We start from the raw sequence: 15,890 nt of genomic DNA, 5'->3' as shown, positions 1-15,890 counted from the left end.
TCCAAGAGTTCTCTACTATAACAGTATCTTTTCTGAAGGAGTTTGATTGAGAAATGTTAACGTTTTTAACATTAGCCCAAATATTGAATCGGCTGATTTATGCGAAGGCTTTGAAATGAATACCTTGGGTTATATCGAGAGATTCAAAATCTTTTAAGTTTGTAAAGTTCGGTAAACAAAATTAATTTTTGCGCGGGAGCGGGATAAAATAAAACAAGTCAAAGTCAATAAAGATTTGCAAGTTTAATAAAACCAGTTTTTGGAAGTTTCACTGAAAAGCTGTTTTCAGACTACACACTACAGACAAAGTAATTTTACCAAAAAAAATAATGTGATTATTTGAAGTAGTGTAATGTTCATGATTTTGCTTTCAAAACAAAACATCTAGTTTAGTGAAACTAATAGCACTAACTCCAATTGGGTCAAAGCAGAAGACCTTTTGAGTTGAAATTCCAAAAGCTAGTAGTATCACTTGGTTAGGTCTAAAAATTTCAGACCTACTTCATATTTTGATGATTGTGCAGATTTATATTCTGCTGATCTTTCTCAAATTTAAATCCGTTGTTAGAAATAAATATGAACAGAATTTCGCTCATAGTTGGCATATTAGGTTTTGCAGTTGTTGGTTGCACGAATGGCGCTCAAAATGGCAACACTGCTACTAATACTACTAACACTGCTACCAATATAAGTGCAGAGAATGTTGCTACTCCCAATAGAAAATTGCAAACAATCGGCGTTGCGTTGGGTGACTTAGGCAATCCCTTCTATAATGCAGTGCAGAAGGGGGCTGAGACAGAAGCCCAGAAACTTGGGGGTAATATCAGAGTTAATGCGGTTTCCAGTGGCTTTGACTTGAACCAACAAAGCAACCAAATCGAAAATTTCACGGCTGCGAATACTGACCTAATTATCCTCAGTGCTGTTGATAAAAAAGGAGTTAAACCCGTAATTGATCAAGCAAGGCTGGCAGGTAGGGTTGTGATTGCAGTAGATTCAGCCGTTGATGCAGATGTGGATGCAATGATTAGCTCCAACAATACCCAAGCTGGTGAGGTTGCTTGCCAATATATTGCCGATCGCCTCAAAGGTCAAGGTAGTGTAGTTATCCTCAACGGGACTCCGATGGACTCAATCAATCAGCGAGTTAGTGGCTGTGAGAAGTCATTATCCAAATATCCTGATATCAAACTCATCTCTAAAGACCAAAACGCTGAAGGGACAAGGGATGGAGGGCTAAGAGTCATGAGTGATGTGCTTACAACCTTTCCCAAAATTGATGCCGTTTTTGCCACTAACGACCAAAGTGGTGTCGGCGCAGATTTAGCAGCTAGACAAGCAAGACGTAAAGAATTTTTTATTGTTGGGGTTGATGGATCACCAGATGCAACCAAAGCAATGGAAGATAAAGATGGAGTATTTGCTGCAACTGCTGCTCAAAATCCCGCAGGGATGGCCCAAAAAGCAGTTCAAATTGGCAACGATATCATCAAGGGTAAAAAACCTGAGTCATCTGACATTCTGATTCCAGTCACCTTGGTTACTAGAGAAAATCTCAGCAGCTATAAGGGCTGGTAATTTGTAATTCGTAATTCGTAATTACAAGATGCGGAAAAAGGCTTGATACAGGATAGTTGCAGTACTTTACCCTGTTTTTTAAATACATCGTTTTGAAATTTGGTGTTTCTAGGAGATATATGAATGTGAAAAAGATTGCGATCGCATCTGGCATACTAGGGATCATCAGTGGTAGTCTTATCGGCTGTACAAATACTTCTCCCGATGGCACTGCTACTAACCCTGATACAAAACCTGCTACCAATACCAGTGCAGAGACTAAAACCGCCACTGGGAATGGAAAATTAAAATCAGTTGCCTTTACTGTTGGTGATTTAAGTAATCCCTTCTTTGTCCTCATGGGACAAGCAACTGAGGCAGAGGCGAAGAAAATTGGCGGTAAGGATGTCAATGTTACCGTAGTTTCCAGTGCCTATGACCTCAACCAACAAGCTAATCAAATTGAAAATTTCACGGCTTCCAACACTGATATCATTATCGTCAATGCTGCTGATAAAAGTGGTATTAAGCCGGCAATTGAAAAGGCAAAACAAGCAGGTCGAATTGTCATTGCAGTAGACACTGGTGCTGAGGGAGGTGTAGACGCCACCATTACTACCAACAATGTCCAAGCTGGAGAAGTTAGTTGCAAATATATTGCCGATCGCCTCAAAGGTAAAGGCAATGTTGTCATAGTTAACGGGCCGCCAGTAGACTCGGTGATTCAGCGAGTTAGTGGCTGCGAGAGTGTATTGTCCAAATATCCTGATATCAAAATCCTCTCTAAAAACCAGAATGCAGAGGGTAGTCGGGATGGAGGACTCAGAGTTATGACCGATTTGCTCACAACCTTTCCAAAAATTGATGCGGTTTTTGCCATCAACGATCCCAGTGGAGTTGGCGCAGAACTAGCAGCTAATCAAGCACAACGTAAAGATTTCTTTATTGTTGGAGTTGATGGTGCGCCAGAAGCTATTACTGCGATCGCAACTAAAGATGGTATATATGCGGCAACTGCTACTCAAAATCCGCGAGGGATGGCTGAAAAAGCAGTTCAAGTTGGCAACGACATCTTAAATGGGAAAAAACCAAGCAGTTCTACGATTCTGATTCCAGTTAAGTTGATCACAAAAGATAACGTCAGCACAGAAAAAGGCTGGAAGTAATAAAAATTGTGAATTTGCAATTGGAAATTATGTCTTTTGATATAAGTCCTTTGGTGCATTTGTAAAGTTTTTGCACATACCTAGAATGTCTGGCTGTTTTCACTTAAATTAATACCAAACCTCATCTTTATGCCTGTCTTTTCTTTAATAGAAAGATGGGTTTAGAAAGAGGTTAAAACTCTGCTGCACCCAATTGATAACCGCTATGTATGTGCATCAGTGGAAAGTTTGAGTGTCTATTTATAGCACTTAGACTTTCCCAAGAATCTCTCTGAACTAACGTTAACAACAAAGGATGAAAATATCTCTTGACAACTCCTAGTCAGCTTTGAAAACATGATTTTGCGATCAATCAAATATGAATTTATTAATTTCTAATTTAGGTTCGCGAATTTTAAATTTTTTTACAGGTTTTGCTCATGACAACAAATATTGAAACTTCATTTTCTGATGCACCAGCCACCACCCCGGTGTTAGAAATGCAAGGGATTACAAAACGATTTCATGGTGTATCTGCGCTCCAAAATGTTAATCTCACCATTTATCCTGGAGAAGTTCACGCCCTCATGGGTGAAAACGGAGCAGGTAAAAGCACATTGATGAAAATCCTGGCAGGGGCTTACATTGCCGATGAAGGAGAAATTCGCATCAATGGTCAACCCCTGAAAATTACCGATCCGGCGACAGCACGCAAGGCGGGTATTAACCTAATTTATCAAGAACTGAACGTTGCACCGAATTTAACCGTTACCGAAAATATGTTTATGGGTAGCGAGTTGCGGCGAGGTCAGCTTTTAGACCGCAAAGCGATGCAACTGGAAGCAGAGGAAGTGTTGGAAAGCCTGGGAGCTAATTTTACCGCCCAGACTATAGTTGGTACTTTGTCCATTGCCGAACAGCAGCAAGTGGAAATTGCCAGGGCGCTGAAAGATAAAAGCCGCGTTTTGGTGATGGATGAACCAACAGCAGCCCTATCTGACCGCGAGAGCGACCATTTATTTGAGGTAATTCGCAAACTACGGCGTGATGGCATTGCCATTATTTACATCAGCCATCGCATGGAAGAAATCTATGCCTTAGCTGACCGGATTAGTGTGTTGCGTGATGGTCAATATATTGGCAGTCTGACACGCAGCGAAATTTCTCCCCAGCGATTAGTGCAGATGATGGTCGGTCGCTCCATGCAAGACTTTTACGAACATCAACGGCAAATGCATCCTGGCCCAGTGGTGCTGTCAGTCAGGAATATGAGCGACGCCCGCAAGAAAATTGAGCCGGCTAGTTTTGAACTTCATGCTGGAGAAATTCTGGGTTTAGCGGGTCTAGTTGGCGCAGGACGCACAGAACTATCCCGGCTGATTTTTGGTGCTGACCGCAAAGCCAGTGGTGAAGTATTTCTGAATGGCAAAAAACTGGAAATTAATAGCCCCAGTGATGCGATCGCGGCGGGAATTGGCTACGTTCCAGAAGACCGCAAAGACCAAGGTTTATTTCTGGAGATGAGCGCCCGCAAGAATATTGCCATCAACACACTCAAGCAGGATGCAAAGGGTGGAATTGTTAACTGGCCTTCAGTGAATCGGCTATCAACAGACGCGGTAGAAAACTTTAATATCCGCCTAGCCAATTTGGAAATTAGAGCATTGGATCTTTCTGGTGGTAATCAGCAGAAACTATTGCTAGCGCGTTGGTTAGCCATTAAGCCGAGAGTACTGATGTTAGATGAGCCGACACGCGGCGTAGATATCGGTGCCAAAAGCGAAATTTACCGAATTATGAGTGAATTAGCAGCGCAAGGTGTTGCTATTTTAATGGTTTCCAGCGAACTATCAGAGATTGTCGGCATGAGCGATCGCGTCTTGGTGATGCGAGAAGGACAGCTGGTAGGCGAACTGGATGGCAGTCTTGGCAAAGAAATCACCCAAGAAAAGATTATGCACTACGCAACTGGAGCATCGGAGGTATTAGCATCATGAGTCAAACAGTCAGACCACCTATCAATAAATCAGCCAATAATTCCGCAGCTCGCAACCGGAAATCAATCAGCACTCTGTTAGAAGTTGCGGGTATTCTGCCAATCCTAGTAATTATCTGCATCTTATTTGCATTCCTTTCTCCCAACTTCCTCACCGGCGGTAACATCATTAATATCTTGCGTCAGTCATCAATTAATATTGTGCTGGCAACAGGAATGACCTTTGTAATTCTCACCGGCGGTATTGACCTTTCAGTTGGGTCAATATTGGCTGTTTCTGCCGTAGTTGCCCTGCTGGTATCGCTACTACCGGCTTTAAGTTGGGCAGCCGTACCTGCTGCGTTGCTTGCAGGATTGTTTTTGGGCTTACTCAACGGTGCGCTCATCACCTTCTTGGATGTGCCACCTTTTATTGTCACCTTGGGTTCACTTACAGCCTTGCGGGGTGTGGGCTTCTTGATTGCCAAGGGGACAACGTTAATTAACCGGGACATAAATTTTGCTTGGGTGGGTAATAGTTATGTCGGCCCCCTGCCGTGGCTAGTGATAATTGCGCTACTGACTGTGATAGCTAGCTGGTTTATCCTGCGGCAAACTGTTTTAGGAGTGCAGATATATGCCGTTGGTGGTAACGAGCGGGCAGCAAGATTAACAGGGATTAAAGTTAATCGGGTATTGCTATTCGTCTATGGTATTAGTGGATTACTGGCAGGCTTAGGAGGAATCATGAGCGCCAGCCGTCTTTATAGTGCCAGTGGTGTATTGGGTCAAGGTTATGAATTAGATGCGATCGCAGCTGTTATTCTAGGTGGAACCAGCTTTACAGGTGGTATTGGCACTATTGGCGGTACACTTTTAGGTGCATTAATTATTGCGATTCTCAACAACGGTTTAACCTTGTTGAACCTATCTTACTTCTGGCAACTAGTCGTCAAAGGACTAGTAATTATTTTGGCAGTAATGATTGATCGGTTACGCAGACGTTCTAGACGATAAAAGGGACTGGGGACTGGGGACTGGGGGGATGAGGGAGATAAACAAAACTCTTAACTCAGCACGGGCTAAACGCCCCGCTACCGCTAACAGCACTCAGCACTCAGCACTCCTAACGCCCAATTCCCAATATACAAACTTATGTCTACCACTACTGTTCGTCGTAAATCCAACACATTTTATGTCATTTTGATTGCTGGTGCTGCTGCTCTCGGCGGCTTCCTGTTCGGTTTTGACACCGCAGTAATCAACGGCGCGGTTCGCGCTCTTTCCCAAACCTTTAACGCCAACAGTGTGCTAACAGGTCTTGCCGTATCACTGGCATTGTTGGGGTCTGCGGTAGGAGCCTTCTATGCAGGGAAAATCGCAGATCGTTATGGTCGAGTCAAAGCAATGGTAGCAGCTTCGGTGTTTTTTACCATCAGCGCCATTGGTTCCGGGATAGCCTTCGGAATCTGGGATTTTATCTTTTGGCGGGTATTGGGTGGGATTGCAGTTGGTGCTGCTAGTGTAATCGCCCCAGCTTACATCGCGGAATGTTCTCCTACCCATTTGCGAGGAAGATTAGGATCTCTGCAACAATTAGCGATCGTAATTGGGATTTTCATTGCCCTAATATGCAACTACTTTATTGCGGTGTCAGCAGGTTCAGCCGAGTCACCGTTTTTGTTTGGTATCGCGGCTTGGCGCTGGATGTTTTGGACGGAAATTCCTCCCGCCGTGCTTTATGGAATGGCAGCCTTAATGATTCCCGAATCTCCCCGGTACTTGGTTGCTCAAGGTCGAGAACCAGAAGCAGCTAACGTTCTGACCAAAATTTTGGGGGGTAACGTACTGCCAAAAATCGAAGAAATTCGGCAAACAGTGCTTCGAGAACGCGAACCCAGGTTATCTGACCTTTTAAGCAGAAGTGGTGGACTCCTCCCAATAGTTTGGATAGGAATAGGCTTATCTGTATTACAGCAATTCGTTGGGATTAATGTAATCTTTTACTACAGCAGCGTTTTGTGGCGGGCAGTCGGGTTCTCAGAAAAAGATTCCCTATCAATTACCGTGATTACAGGAGCCGTCAACATTATTACAACATTGATTGCGATCGCCTTTGTAGATAAATTTGGTCGCAAGCCCTTACTCATACTAGGGTCGATTGGCATGACCTTGACCTTGGGGACGATGGCTTCTATTTTTGGTACTGCTCCCCTAGATGCTGCTGGGAACCCCAATCTCACCGGAAGCGCAGGTACCGTGGCTCTCATTGCAGCCAACCTCTATGTATTTTGCTTCGGCTTCTCCTGGGGGCCAGTAGTTTGGGTGCTATTGGGAGAAATGTTTAATAACAAAATTCGAGGCGCTGCACTTTCAGTTGCAGCTGCCATGCAATGGGTTGCGAATTTCATCATTTCCACAACATTTCCTCCCATACTGCAATATTTTGGTCTAGGTTCTGCCTATGGACTTTATACAATTGCGGCAGCGACCTCATTCTTTTTCATTCTCTTTTTTATTAAAGAAACCAACGGAATTGAGTTAGAAGATATGTAATTTGTAGTTTCATCAAGTTTGATTTAGTTCGTAGTAAGCACTTTAGTGCTTAGATGAGAGCTAGAGCCAGCCACTACGAACTTATCAAAATTAATTTGGTGAACTAAATACAAACCCTCGCTTCAGTCAATCAATAAAAACATGGAAACTATCAATACGGCTCTTTGTTCTTCTGGTTTATCTGGCATAGTATTTCATGCGCCGTTTATTGATTTGCATCCCGGATTTAAATTAGCCGGTTCTTGGGAAAGAAGCAAAAAGCTAATACAGGAACATTATCCTGATGTCAAAAGCTATCCTTCTTTAGAAGCATTGCTAGCAGATGAGCAAGTAATCTTGGTGGTGGTAAATACACCCACTTATACCCATTACGATTATACTAAACAGGCATTGCTTGCAGACAAACATGTAGTGGTAGAAAAAGCATTCACCACAACGGTAGCAGAAGCCGAACACCTGAAAGAATTGGCACAAAAACAGGGAAAAAAATTATCTGTATATCACAACCGGAGGTGGGATAGTGATTTTAAAACAGTAAAAAAAATTGTCAAAGAAGGCTTGCTAGGTGATATTATTGAAGCAGAATTTCAACTTCAAAAATATAAACCAACCCTTAGCCATAAACAACACGTAGAAGTTCCAAGTCCGGGGGCAGGAACATTAAACAACTTAGGGCCGCACTTAATAGACCAAGCTTTGCATTTATTTGGGATGCCTGATGCTGTTTTTGCAGATATCCGCATAACTAGGCTGCGATCGCAGGTAGATGATTATTTTGAGTTGATATTATACTACGACAAACTGCGCGTCAAATTAAAAGCAAGTTTTCTTGTGCGTGAGCCTGAACCGGGTTATATCATACATGGCACTAAAGGTTCTTTTCTCAAAAGCAGAGCCGATAAACAAGAAGAGTATTTAGTAGCGGGTATGAAGCCTAATACACTTGATTGGTATACAGAGCCGGAAAGTGAATATGGCTTGCTTCATACAGAAAAAGACACAAAAGTAATTCGGGAAAAAGTTAAAAGCTCACAGGGCAGTTATTTAGGTTATTACGATGCGGTGTATAAATCCATTGTTAATAATCAGCCAATTGCTGTTACTGCCGAAGATGGAATTAATGTAATGCGAATTATAGAAGCGGCTATTACAAGCAGCAATGAGCAAAAAGTCATAGCGTTGCTTTAAGTGACCTAAAACCTAAACTCAAAATATCTAACTTTAACGCTGATTATCTCATAACCTCTAACCAAAGCTTCTAGTTTGACATACTCACCGAGAAAGAAGGGGAGGGGATTCTGGAGTAATAAGTAATAAGTAATAAGTAATGAGTAAATACCCATTTCTCATCCACTCACTACTCATTACTCATTATTCATTACTCATTTAAAGTCCTGTCACCGAGATAAAAAGCCGTCCTCAAAGGACAGGGCTTCTCTACGAGACGCTTCGCGAACAGACCCAAGTTTTTGGTAATCTCTTTGGTTACAAAGTCAGAATTCAACCATCTTCAACTAATAAGTCAATGATCAAAACTCTTTTTTATAGCTTTTTTCTCTTATTTTTGGCAATTCCAGCAGTTTGGGCAGCACCTCCAGAAGATGATTCTAATAGAAATTTGCAGGGACAAGTTACCTCAGTTTCCCAGTTTTCTGATGTACAACCAACCGATTGGGCATTTGGTGCATTGCAATCTTTGGTCGAACGCTACGGTTGTATTGCAGGTTATCCCAATTCCACCTATCGCGGTAATCGTGCCTTAAGCCGTTATGAGTTTGCCGCAGGTTTAAATGCTTGTTTGGATCGGATTAATGAGTTAATTGCCACAGCTACTAGCGATTTAGTTAATAAGCAAGACTTGGCAGTGCTACAAAAGTTACAGTCAGACTTTGCGGCAGAATTGGCAACTCTGCGTGGGCGAGTGGATACCCTAGAAGCACGGACAGCAACACTGGAGGCGCAGCAGTTTTCCACCACTACTAGGTTGAATGCTCAAATTATTACCGCCATTAGTGATACCTTTGGTAATAGAGTAGGTGGTGAAGATGATGAATCCAATCTCTACTTTGCAAACCGGGGTCGTCTCAACTTAGAAAGTAGCTTCACCGGCAAAGATTTGTTGCGAGTCCGGCTGGAGTTTGGCAACTTTACGAATTCCAATGGTGCAAGCCAAATTGCCGCAGCCACAGGCACGGGAATGACACGCCTGAATTTCGACAATGACAGCAACAATACACTGATAATTCCCCACATCCGTTACTACTTCCCCGTTAGCGATTCCCTTTCCTTCGTTGTCGGCCCCACAGGCATTGGCTACAACGACATCACAGATAACGTGACTCCTGCCACAATCGCCGATGACGGTAACGGAATTCCCTCACTATTTGGCAAAAACAGTCCCCTCTTCGAGCGGGGTGGCGGTGGTGCAGCTGCTAACTTAAATATCAGCAAAAACTTAGTTCTCACCTTGGGCTATTTAGCGAATAATCCCAACGTTCCATCAGCGCAAAATGGGTTATTTGATGGTGGTTACAACGCCCTTGCACATTTGGTATATTACGGCAAGCAAGGATCTATTGGTGTCGCTTACTCTCATGGCTATACCCCTGCTGGCTCTGTAGATATCACCGCCGGTAGGGGCAGTGCTTTATCAGGCGCTCCCTTTGGAAACACCATTGCTACTTCCAACAGCATTGTTGGCGCACAAGGATACTATCGCTTTTCCCCAAATTTCCAGATTCACTCTTGGGGTGGTTATATCTGGTCAACTGCCAAAAACTCAGGTTTGAGTGATATTTCCAATGGCAGAGGTGGAACAGATTCTCTCTTCGTGAACAATGGTGATAATGCCAATGCTTGGTTTGGGGCGATTGGTATGTCGTTTCCCGATGTGGGCGGTAAGGGAAACTTGCCGGGAATTCTCTTTGGTATACCGCCGCGTGTCTCTAACAGTGATGTTCGTCAAGATCGAGACAACGCTTATCATATCGAAGCATTCTATCGTTACCGACTAAATGATAACATTTCAGTTACTCCTGGTTTTTGGGTGATTCTCAACCCAGAAAACGACAGCAGAAATGATACGCAGTATGTGGGTGTGCTTCGGACAACTTTCGATTTTTAACTGAATGTCAATGGTTTGTTTGAGTAACAGAGTGCTGAGTATTCAGCACTCTTTAGAAACTTCTAGTGAAAAAACAAAAATTATTCTTCTGTTACTACCAAATTCCACAGCGCATCAATCCCATTTCCTACATACTCTGAATCCTGGTGTTGTGAAATCCATTCGGCGACAGTAGCAGTTACATTGCTGGAGTTTTTGCCCAACTTGCCCAATGCAGAAGCAGCAAAGTAACGCACTATCGGAGTCTCATCTTTGAGTAAACCCAGCAGTGCTTCAACTACCTGTGGCGAGGCGTTGCCCAACTTGCCCAATGCATCAGCAGCAGAGTTACGCACTATCTCACTCTTATCTTTGAGTAAACCCAGCAGTGCTTCAACTACCTGTGGCGAGGCGTTGCTCAAGTTGCCCAATGCTTGAGCAGCAAAGTAACGCACTATCTCACTCTCATCTTTAAGTAAACCCAGCAGTGCTTCAACTACCTGTGGCGAGGCGTTGCCCAAGTTGCCCAATGCAAAACCAGCAGAGTTACGTACACTCTGACTCTCATCTTTGAGTAAACCCAGCAGTTCTGCCAATACTTCCTGTTGTTCACCTAAAGCTGCCCGGTATTCTCGCAGTCGCCCTTTATCCAAATCTGCTGATGCTTTCAACCGTTCTAGTGCTTGAGCTTGAAACCGGGTTTCATTTAAATTGCAAAGAATTTGAAAAACCTGTGATTTAACTTTCTTACCTACTGACTGAGAATTGCTAACTTCAAGCTCAACTAATTTCTGCAAAATATCTGTAATCAATTTGCCATCAGATAATTTTAAATCTTCAGCTAAACAAGTACCTGCAAATAAAAGATTGCGATGCAGCCATTCTTCATAAGGAGTCTCTTGTTGCAGAATTGCTTCAATAATTTTTTTCGAGTTCTTTGGATTTTGTTGAGCTATTAACAGCAACAACACCTCTCGCCAGTGGGAATTGTGTAGATAATCTCGAATGTGATTTAGTACTTCGTTAAAGTCTCCTGATTGGCGATCGCGTATTTCTTCACCTGCCAAATATTCCTGAAATGTCTTATGCACAAAGGCATATCTATCTTGACCTTGTTCGTTTAATAAACCACAGCGTTCTGTAATATGGTCAACTAAGCGTTTTGCTTCCTCTTGAGCTTGATGTTTTTGAACTTGATAATTACATTCACCAATATATTGGCTTAATTGCGTAATTAACTCATCTCTATCAATCAGCGTACCGCCTTCTTTATCGCTACTTTCCCCTTGAGAATGAATCCAGTAAGCTAGGCGTTCCATCAATCTTTTGATATCGTCCAATTTAATATAATTCAGCTTCCAGGACTCAATATCCTTGTTTACATCCCAGTTAATCAATAGCGTATCAACTGCTTGTTCATAGAGTTTATGTCGTTGTCTGGGCAAATGTGCATCATAGCGATGAATCAAAGCAATAATTGTCAGTAATAAAGGATTGCGTGCTAATAATTTGATGCGTTCTTGTGTTGCTAATGCTTTTTTTAAGCTTTCTTGACGCTCTTGTGCTTTTTCTGGGTTGTTTGGCAGTCTGCTGTTATACCATTGCTGAATAAATAAATCAATTTGACTATCATCAAATTTTTCTAGCTGATAATGAGGAAATTCATCTGTACCAAAAAATCCTCGATTATAACCTGCTGGACGCGAAGTTATAATTGCCCGATTTTGAGAATATTGTCCGAGAAAGCTGTGAATTATCTTTACGAATTCATGGCGATCGCCTGGTTTAGCGATTTCATCTAAGCCATCAAGTAAAATTAACGCTCTCCCATCATCTAACCAATGTTCAAAGAAACCTTTGGGCAATTCTTTAACATGAATACTATTAGCAAAAATGCGTACATATTCTAAAAGATTCTTTGTTGGAGCTTTGCCTAAGTCTCTAATTCTAATCAAAATTGGCAGTAACTCTAAGTCTGCTGATAAACCGAGTTTCTCAGTCTGCTGTTTAGCCAACATCAAAGCAAAGTAACTCATCAAAGTTGTTTTACCAATTCCTGGTTCTCCCAACACAACAAATTTATTGCGTATACTTTCTTTCAGCAGTTCTTTAGCTGAGAATTTCTTGCCACTACTTTGTTGTTCCCAAAGTAAATTTTCCTGGCGTTGCTGGTTGGCTGTTTCTTCTAAAGCTAAATCTAGATTTAATTTTAAACCTGTGCTTGCTCTAACTTCCACCTGCTCAACTACATTAGGCATCACAAAAATTTGTGGTAGTTTAGCAAATTTTTCTTCTTCTTTTGTTTTTACCTTTATTCCGACAAATTCAACACCATCAAAATAGCCTAATAGTTGTTTAAGATAATCTGATTTAGCAATTTGAAACTTTAAATATGTATTGGTGTGTTCAAAATAAGCATCTACAAACTTTTTCAGCCAATGTTCAATACTTTTATCGTGAAACTCTAAGTTTGGCTTTTCTGATTTAATTTTGTGGAATATTTTAATTAAAACTTGTAGATTTGGGGTTGTTTTCTCTGTAAAAGGCTTCTGTAATTCTTCTTGAACTCCTGTATCTTTGAAAAATTGGTCTAGAAGTTCTCTAGTTTGTTTGTCGTCACAATGATAGAATAAATGCTGTTCATAAGATTGCTTATTATCCCATTCATCAGCAGATTTGGCACCTGCTTTTAAAGCTTTTTCTAAGTCTGTAGGATTTAATGCACTATTGATTTTCTTAACAATTTCTGGAGCTACTGCTTTTACTACTGGGCCCACAATAGCTAATAAATCTACGCTCATATTGCTTGGTATATATAGTTTACATACATACTACACGTTTACCCCCCTTAATCCCCCCTTGTAAAGGGGGGAAATAAGAAATCTTGTTCCCTCCCCTTTCCAAGGGGAGGGTTAGGGTGGGGTAAAACTGACGCGAAAAACCAAGTGAGTAAGCTATTTCTGGCGATGCCTACGGCTGGCTACGCCTACGCATTTGTTGATTCTGCGATCGCATTTGCTATTTCGGCATACTCATTTGCTATTTCGGCGAACTCATTTGCTATTTCGGCGATCGCATTTGTTGATTCGGCGAACTCATTTGTTATTTCGGCGATCGCATTTGTTGATTCGGCATTCGCATTTGTTAATTCGGCGATCGCATTTGCTATTTCGGCATACTCATTTGCTATTTCGGCGTATTTTAGCCAATAGGCGCTACTTCTGCATATTCCGCTTCATTTGTTCTAACTCATCCTGAGTTTCCCAACTACGGAACTTCTCTTCTAAGTCATCAAAACCACCAGAAAAATTGCTAGTTTGATTCGACCAACCAATGCTTTCCGAGCGCTGCTGGGTTTGCGCTTTCGCACGGGCTGTCTGTGCTTCGGCCGCTTTAGCTTGCACTTCCTGTCGCCGTTGCTGAATTTTTTGCAGTAGTTCCTGAGATTGGTTAATGCGTTCTTTCAGCCCTTGCATGTGTCCCCAGCGCTGATTTCCTTCGCGCAACAGGGCTGCTTCTCGCTCACCCGCCGCCGCTGCCAAATCCTCTCTATTGGCGTTTTTGGCTTTTTGAATCCGGATATGCCAACGCTGAATTTCTTGAGCGGTAGAGAGAATTTCTTCTTCCGATCGCTTCTCTTGTAATTTTAAATCTGCGATCAGCTTTAATGTATCTTCTTCTTGCTCACGCAGCTGTTCTAGCAGCGCCTCTAACTCCAAATGTGGATTGTTACGCAAGAATTCTTCTAAACGGTTTTCTAAAAACCGACTCAAATCATCAAATAAGCCCACTGCTAGAACTCCAGAGATCGGGTGCGTGACTATTTTATTGTAGTGGTCAGGTGGACTTCTGGGTGTTAGTTAGATTTCAAAATTGGGAAGAATGTATTTGGTGAAACTACGCAAATAACCCTGACTTACAAAATAAGGCTTTAATCAGTATGAGTTCTGATTTTCAACCGCCACCTAAGAGCTTGTTCATACTAGCTTCTGTAGGAGGAGTGCTTACCGCTGCGATCGCGATCGCAATTTTAACTGTTTGGTCTAAGCAACTTCCTAAAACTTCTGTAGACCAAACTGCCTCACAGCAGTTGGTACAACCAGATAAAATCCAAAGCCCTATCTCTACTCAAGAAGCTGAAATAATTGCCAGCTTTGATGCTAAATCTTTAGTGTTGCCAGGTCAACCCATCCCTAAAAACCAACTAACGATCGCCATAATTCCATACGTTGCTCCTGGAGTTGGAAAGCTGACTCCAGGGGAAACGACAACTGCTCGTCAGGCTTGGTCATACTTCCAGCGCAACTGGAACGATGAAACTGGCTTGGTCAATTCCGTTGATGGCTTTGCCTCTGTCAGTATGTGGGATCAGACAGCAGCGATCGCAGCCTTGGTCAGTGCTAGAGAACTCAATATTGTGCCTGTGGCTGAATTTGAAGCCAAAATGAGCAAAATGTTGAAAACTCTGGCATCAATGCCTTTATACAAAGGGGAACTACCCAACAAGCTTTACAATGCTAAAACTCTCGTCCCTGTTAACTATGGTCAACTAGAAAAACGGGAAGAAATTGGTTGGTCAGCCATCGATTTGGGCAGGATGGCAATTTGGCTGAAGATTGTCGGGGCAAAGTATCCAGAAATGCGATCGCAAACAGAAGAAGTTTGGAAACATTGGCAAGTCAAGCGTCTGACCAAAAGAGGACAAATGTATGGTACTGCTGTTGTCAAAGGTAAAGAACAGTACAACCAAGAAGGTCGCTTGGGTTATGAGAATTATGCTGCTTATGGTCTGAAGCTTTGGGGCTTGGATGTTAACAAAGCCTTAGATTATCAGTCTCACGCTGCCTTTGTTGATCTTTACGGACAGGGAATTCCTTACGATCAACGTGACTATAAAAACTCTGGTGCTAATAACTACGTTCTTAGCGAACCTTATATCTTAGATGGTATTGAAACTGGATTTCAAGCTTTGCCTAAAGCTTATGCCGATCGGATTTTAGCTGCTCAAGCAGCGCGTTATGAAGCCACAAAACAATTAACTGCCGTTACCGCAGACAACTTAGATCGCTCTCCATACTTCGTTTACAGCAGCCTATTTGTCAACGGAAAACCTTGGACAACTATTACAGATACTAGAGAACAGCATAACAATTTGCGATTCCTCAGTGCCAAAGCTGCGATCGGTTGGCATGTACTTTATAACACTGATTATACTCGCCAGTTATTTGATTTCGTTCAAGGCAACCTTCAGTCTAAAGAAGGCTGGTACAACGGTTTTTATGAGTCTCTGCGTCAGCCAAATAAAACTCTTACCGCCAATAATAACGGTGTTATTTTGGAGAGTCTACTGTATAAGAAAGTTGGGCAACCACTTACCTTTTGGGCAGGAGTCAAGAGTCATAAATCAACAGAGAAGGCTATCAGAAAACCCTAAGTTATACCATTTCACAAAAATCTTGATACATATAGATTTTTCGTAGGGGTAAAGCATTGCTCATTAGTGTCAACTTAACGCGAAACCTCACGTCCGCCAGGGATTGTAAATCCCTGTCTC

11 protein-coding genes are annotated in these 15,890 nt (G+C 42.2%); 9 read left to right on the top strand and 2 right to left on the bottom strand.

Translation table 11 applies throughout. From position 1 onward, the window contains the following. Positions 1–576: 576 nt before the first annotated feature. From RRG12_RS12255 to RRG12_RS12225, 7 genes are all read left to right on the top strand, one after another. The gene (locus RRG12_RS12255) at positions 577–1,578 is read left to right on the top strand and encodes an ABC transporter substrate-binding protein (RefSeq protein WP_420759466.1); all 1,002 of its coding nucleotides are present in this window, start codon (positions 577–579) and stop codon (positions 1,576–1,578) included. A gap of 119 nt (positions 1,579–1,697) precedes the next feature. Then, complete coding sequence (locus RRG12_RS12250) at positions 1,698–2,723, top strand: ABC transporter substrate-binding protein (protein WP_420759465.1); 1,026 nt, start codon at positions 1,698–1,700, stop codon at positions 2,721–2,723. A 419-nt stretch (positions 2,724–3,142) separates the two neighbouring features. Then, positions 3,143–4,699 (top strand): sugar ABC transporter ATP-binding protein, encoded by a 1,557-nt coding sequence (locus tag RRG12_RS12245; RefSeq protein ID WP_420759464.1) that lies wholly within the window; start codon positions 3,143–3,145, stop codon positions 4,697–4,699. Further along, a complete protein-coding gene (locus RRG12_RS12240; protein WP_069069326.1) occupies positions 4,696–5,694 on the top strand; it encodes an ABC transporter permease subunit in 999 nt (332 codons plus the stop codon). Before RRG12_RS12245 ends, RRG12_RS12240 begins: the two co-directional genes overlap by 4 nt. A 138-nt stretch (positions 5,695–5,832) precedes the next feature. Continuing rightward, positions 5,833–7,233, top strand: a complete 1,401-nt coding sequence (locus tag RRG12_RS12235; protein ID WP_420759463.1) for a sugar porter family MFS transporter — start codon at positions 5,833–5,835, stop codon at positions 7,231–7,233. A 141-nt stretch (positions 7,234–7,374) separates the two neighbouring features. Further along, positions 7,375–8,421 (top strand): Gfo/Idh/MocA family oxidoreductase, encoded by a 1,047-nt coding sequence (locus tag RRG12_RS12230; protein ID WP_420759462.1) that lies wholly within the window; start codon positions 7,375–7,377, stop codon positions 8,419–8,421. A gap of 337 nt (positions 8,422–8,758) precedes the next feature. After that, complete coding sequence (locus RRG12_RS12225) at positions 8,759–10,357, top strand: iron uptake porin (RefSeq protein ID WP_420759461.1); 1,599 nt, start codon at positions 8,759–8,761, stop codon at positions 10,355–10,357. An 80-nt stretch (positions 10,358–10,437) separates the two neighbouring features. On the opposite strand, the gene RRG12_RS12220 is transcribed toward RRG12_RS12225, so the two are convergent. After that, positions 10,438–13,137 carry an NACHT domain-containing protein gene (locus RRG12_RS12220; protein ID WP_420759460.1) on the bottom strand — a complete coding sequence of 900 codons (2,700 nt, stop codon included), beginning with the start codon at positions 13,135–13,137 and terminating at the stop codon, positions 10,438–10,440. Between the two features lie 144 nt (positions 13,138–13,281). On the opposite strand from RRG12_RS12220, the gene RRG12_RS12215 reads away from it, so the two are divergent. Then, positions 13,282–13,548: a hypothetical protein gene (locus RRG12_RS12215; RefSeq protein WP_420759459.1), complete on the top strand. Its 267-nt coding sequence runs from the start codon at positions 13,282–13,284 to the stop codon at positions 13,546–13,548. A gap of 3 nt (positions 13,549–13,551) precedes the next feature. Here the strand turns inward: RRG12_RS12215 and RRG12_RS12210 are convergent, their stop codons facing one another. Then, positions 13,552–14,127 (bottom strand): TIGR04376 family protein, encoded by a 576-nt coding sequence (locus RRG12_RS12210; RefSeq protein WP_069069332.1) that lies wholly within the window; start codon positions 14,125–14,127, stop codon positions 13,552–13,554. A 149-nt stretch (positions 14,128–14,276) separates the two neighbouring features. Between RRG12_RS12210 and RRG12_RS12205 the strand changes: the two genes are divergently transcribed. Continuing rightward, positions 14,277–15,770, top strand: a complete 1,494-nt coding sequence (locus RRG12_RS12205; RefSeq protein ID WP_420759458.1) for a DUF3131 domain-containing protein — start codon at positions 14,277–14,279, stop codon at positions 15,768–15,770. The last annotated feature ends 120 nt before the right edge of the window (positions 15,771–15,890 follow it).

The sequence above is a fragment of the Nostoc sp. CALU 546 genome (assembly GCF_048836525.1).
Note: the sequence above shows the minus strand (reverse complement) of the source record. Positions and strands in the feature narration are given on the sequence as shown.

Bases quoted from the DNA above. Each gene is read 5' to 3' on its own strand.
- RRG12_RS12235 (WP_420759463.1), top strand. From the start codon at position 5,833: ATGTCTACCACTACTGTTCGTCGTAAATCCAACACATTTTATGTCATT.
- RRG12_RS12205 (WP_420759458.1), top strand. From the start codon at position 14,277: ATGAGTTCTGATTTTCAACCGCCACCTAAGAGCTTGTTCATACTAGCT.
- RRG12_RS12230 (WP_420759462.1), top strand. From the start codon at position 7,375: ATGGAAACTATCAATACGGCTCTTTGTTCTTCTGGTTTATCTGGCATA.
- RRG12_RS12255 (WP_420759466.1), top strand. From the start codon at position 577: ATGAACAGAATTTCGCTCATAGTTGGCATATTAGGTTTTGCAGTTGTT.
- RRG12_RS12225 (WP_420759461.1), top strand. From the start codon at position 8,759: ATGATCAAAACTCTTTTTTATAGCTTTTTTCTCTTATTTTTGGCAATT.
- RRG12_RS12250 (WP_420759465.1), top strand. From the start codon at position 1,698: ATGAATGTGAAAAAGATTGCGATCGCATCTGGCATACTAGGGATCATC.
- RRG12_RS12245 (WP_420759464.1), top strand. From the start codon at position 3,143: ATGACAACAAATATTGAAACTTCATTTTCTGATGCACCAGCCACCACC.
- RRG12_RS12220 (WP_420759460.1), bottom strand. From the start codon at position 13,137: ATGAGCGTAGATTTATTAGCTATTGTGGGCCCAGTAGTAAAAGCAGTA.
- RRG12_RS12240 (WP_069069326.1), top strand. From the start codon at position 4,696: ATGAGTCAAACAGTCAGACCACCTATCAATAAATCAGCCAATAATTCC.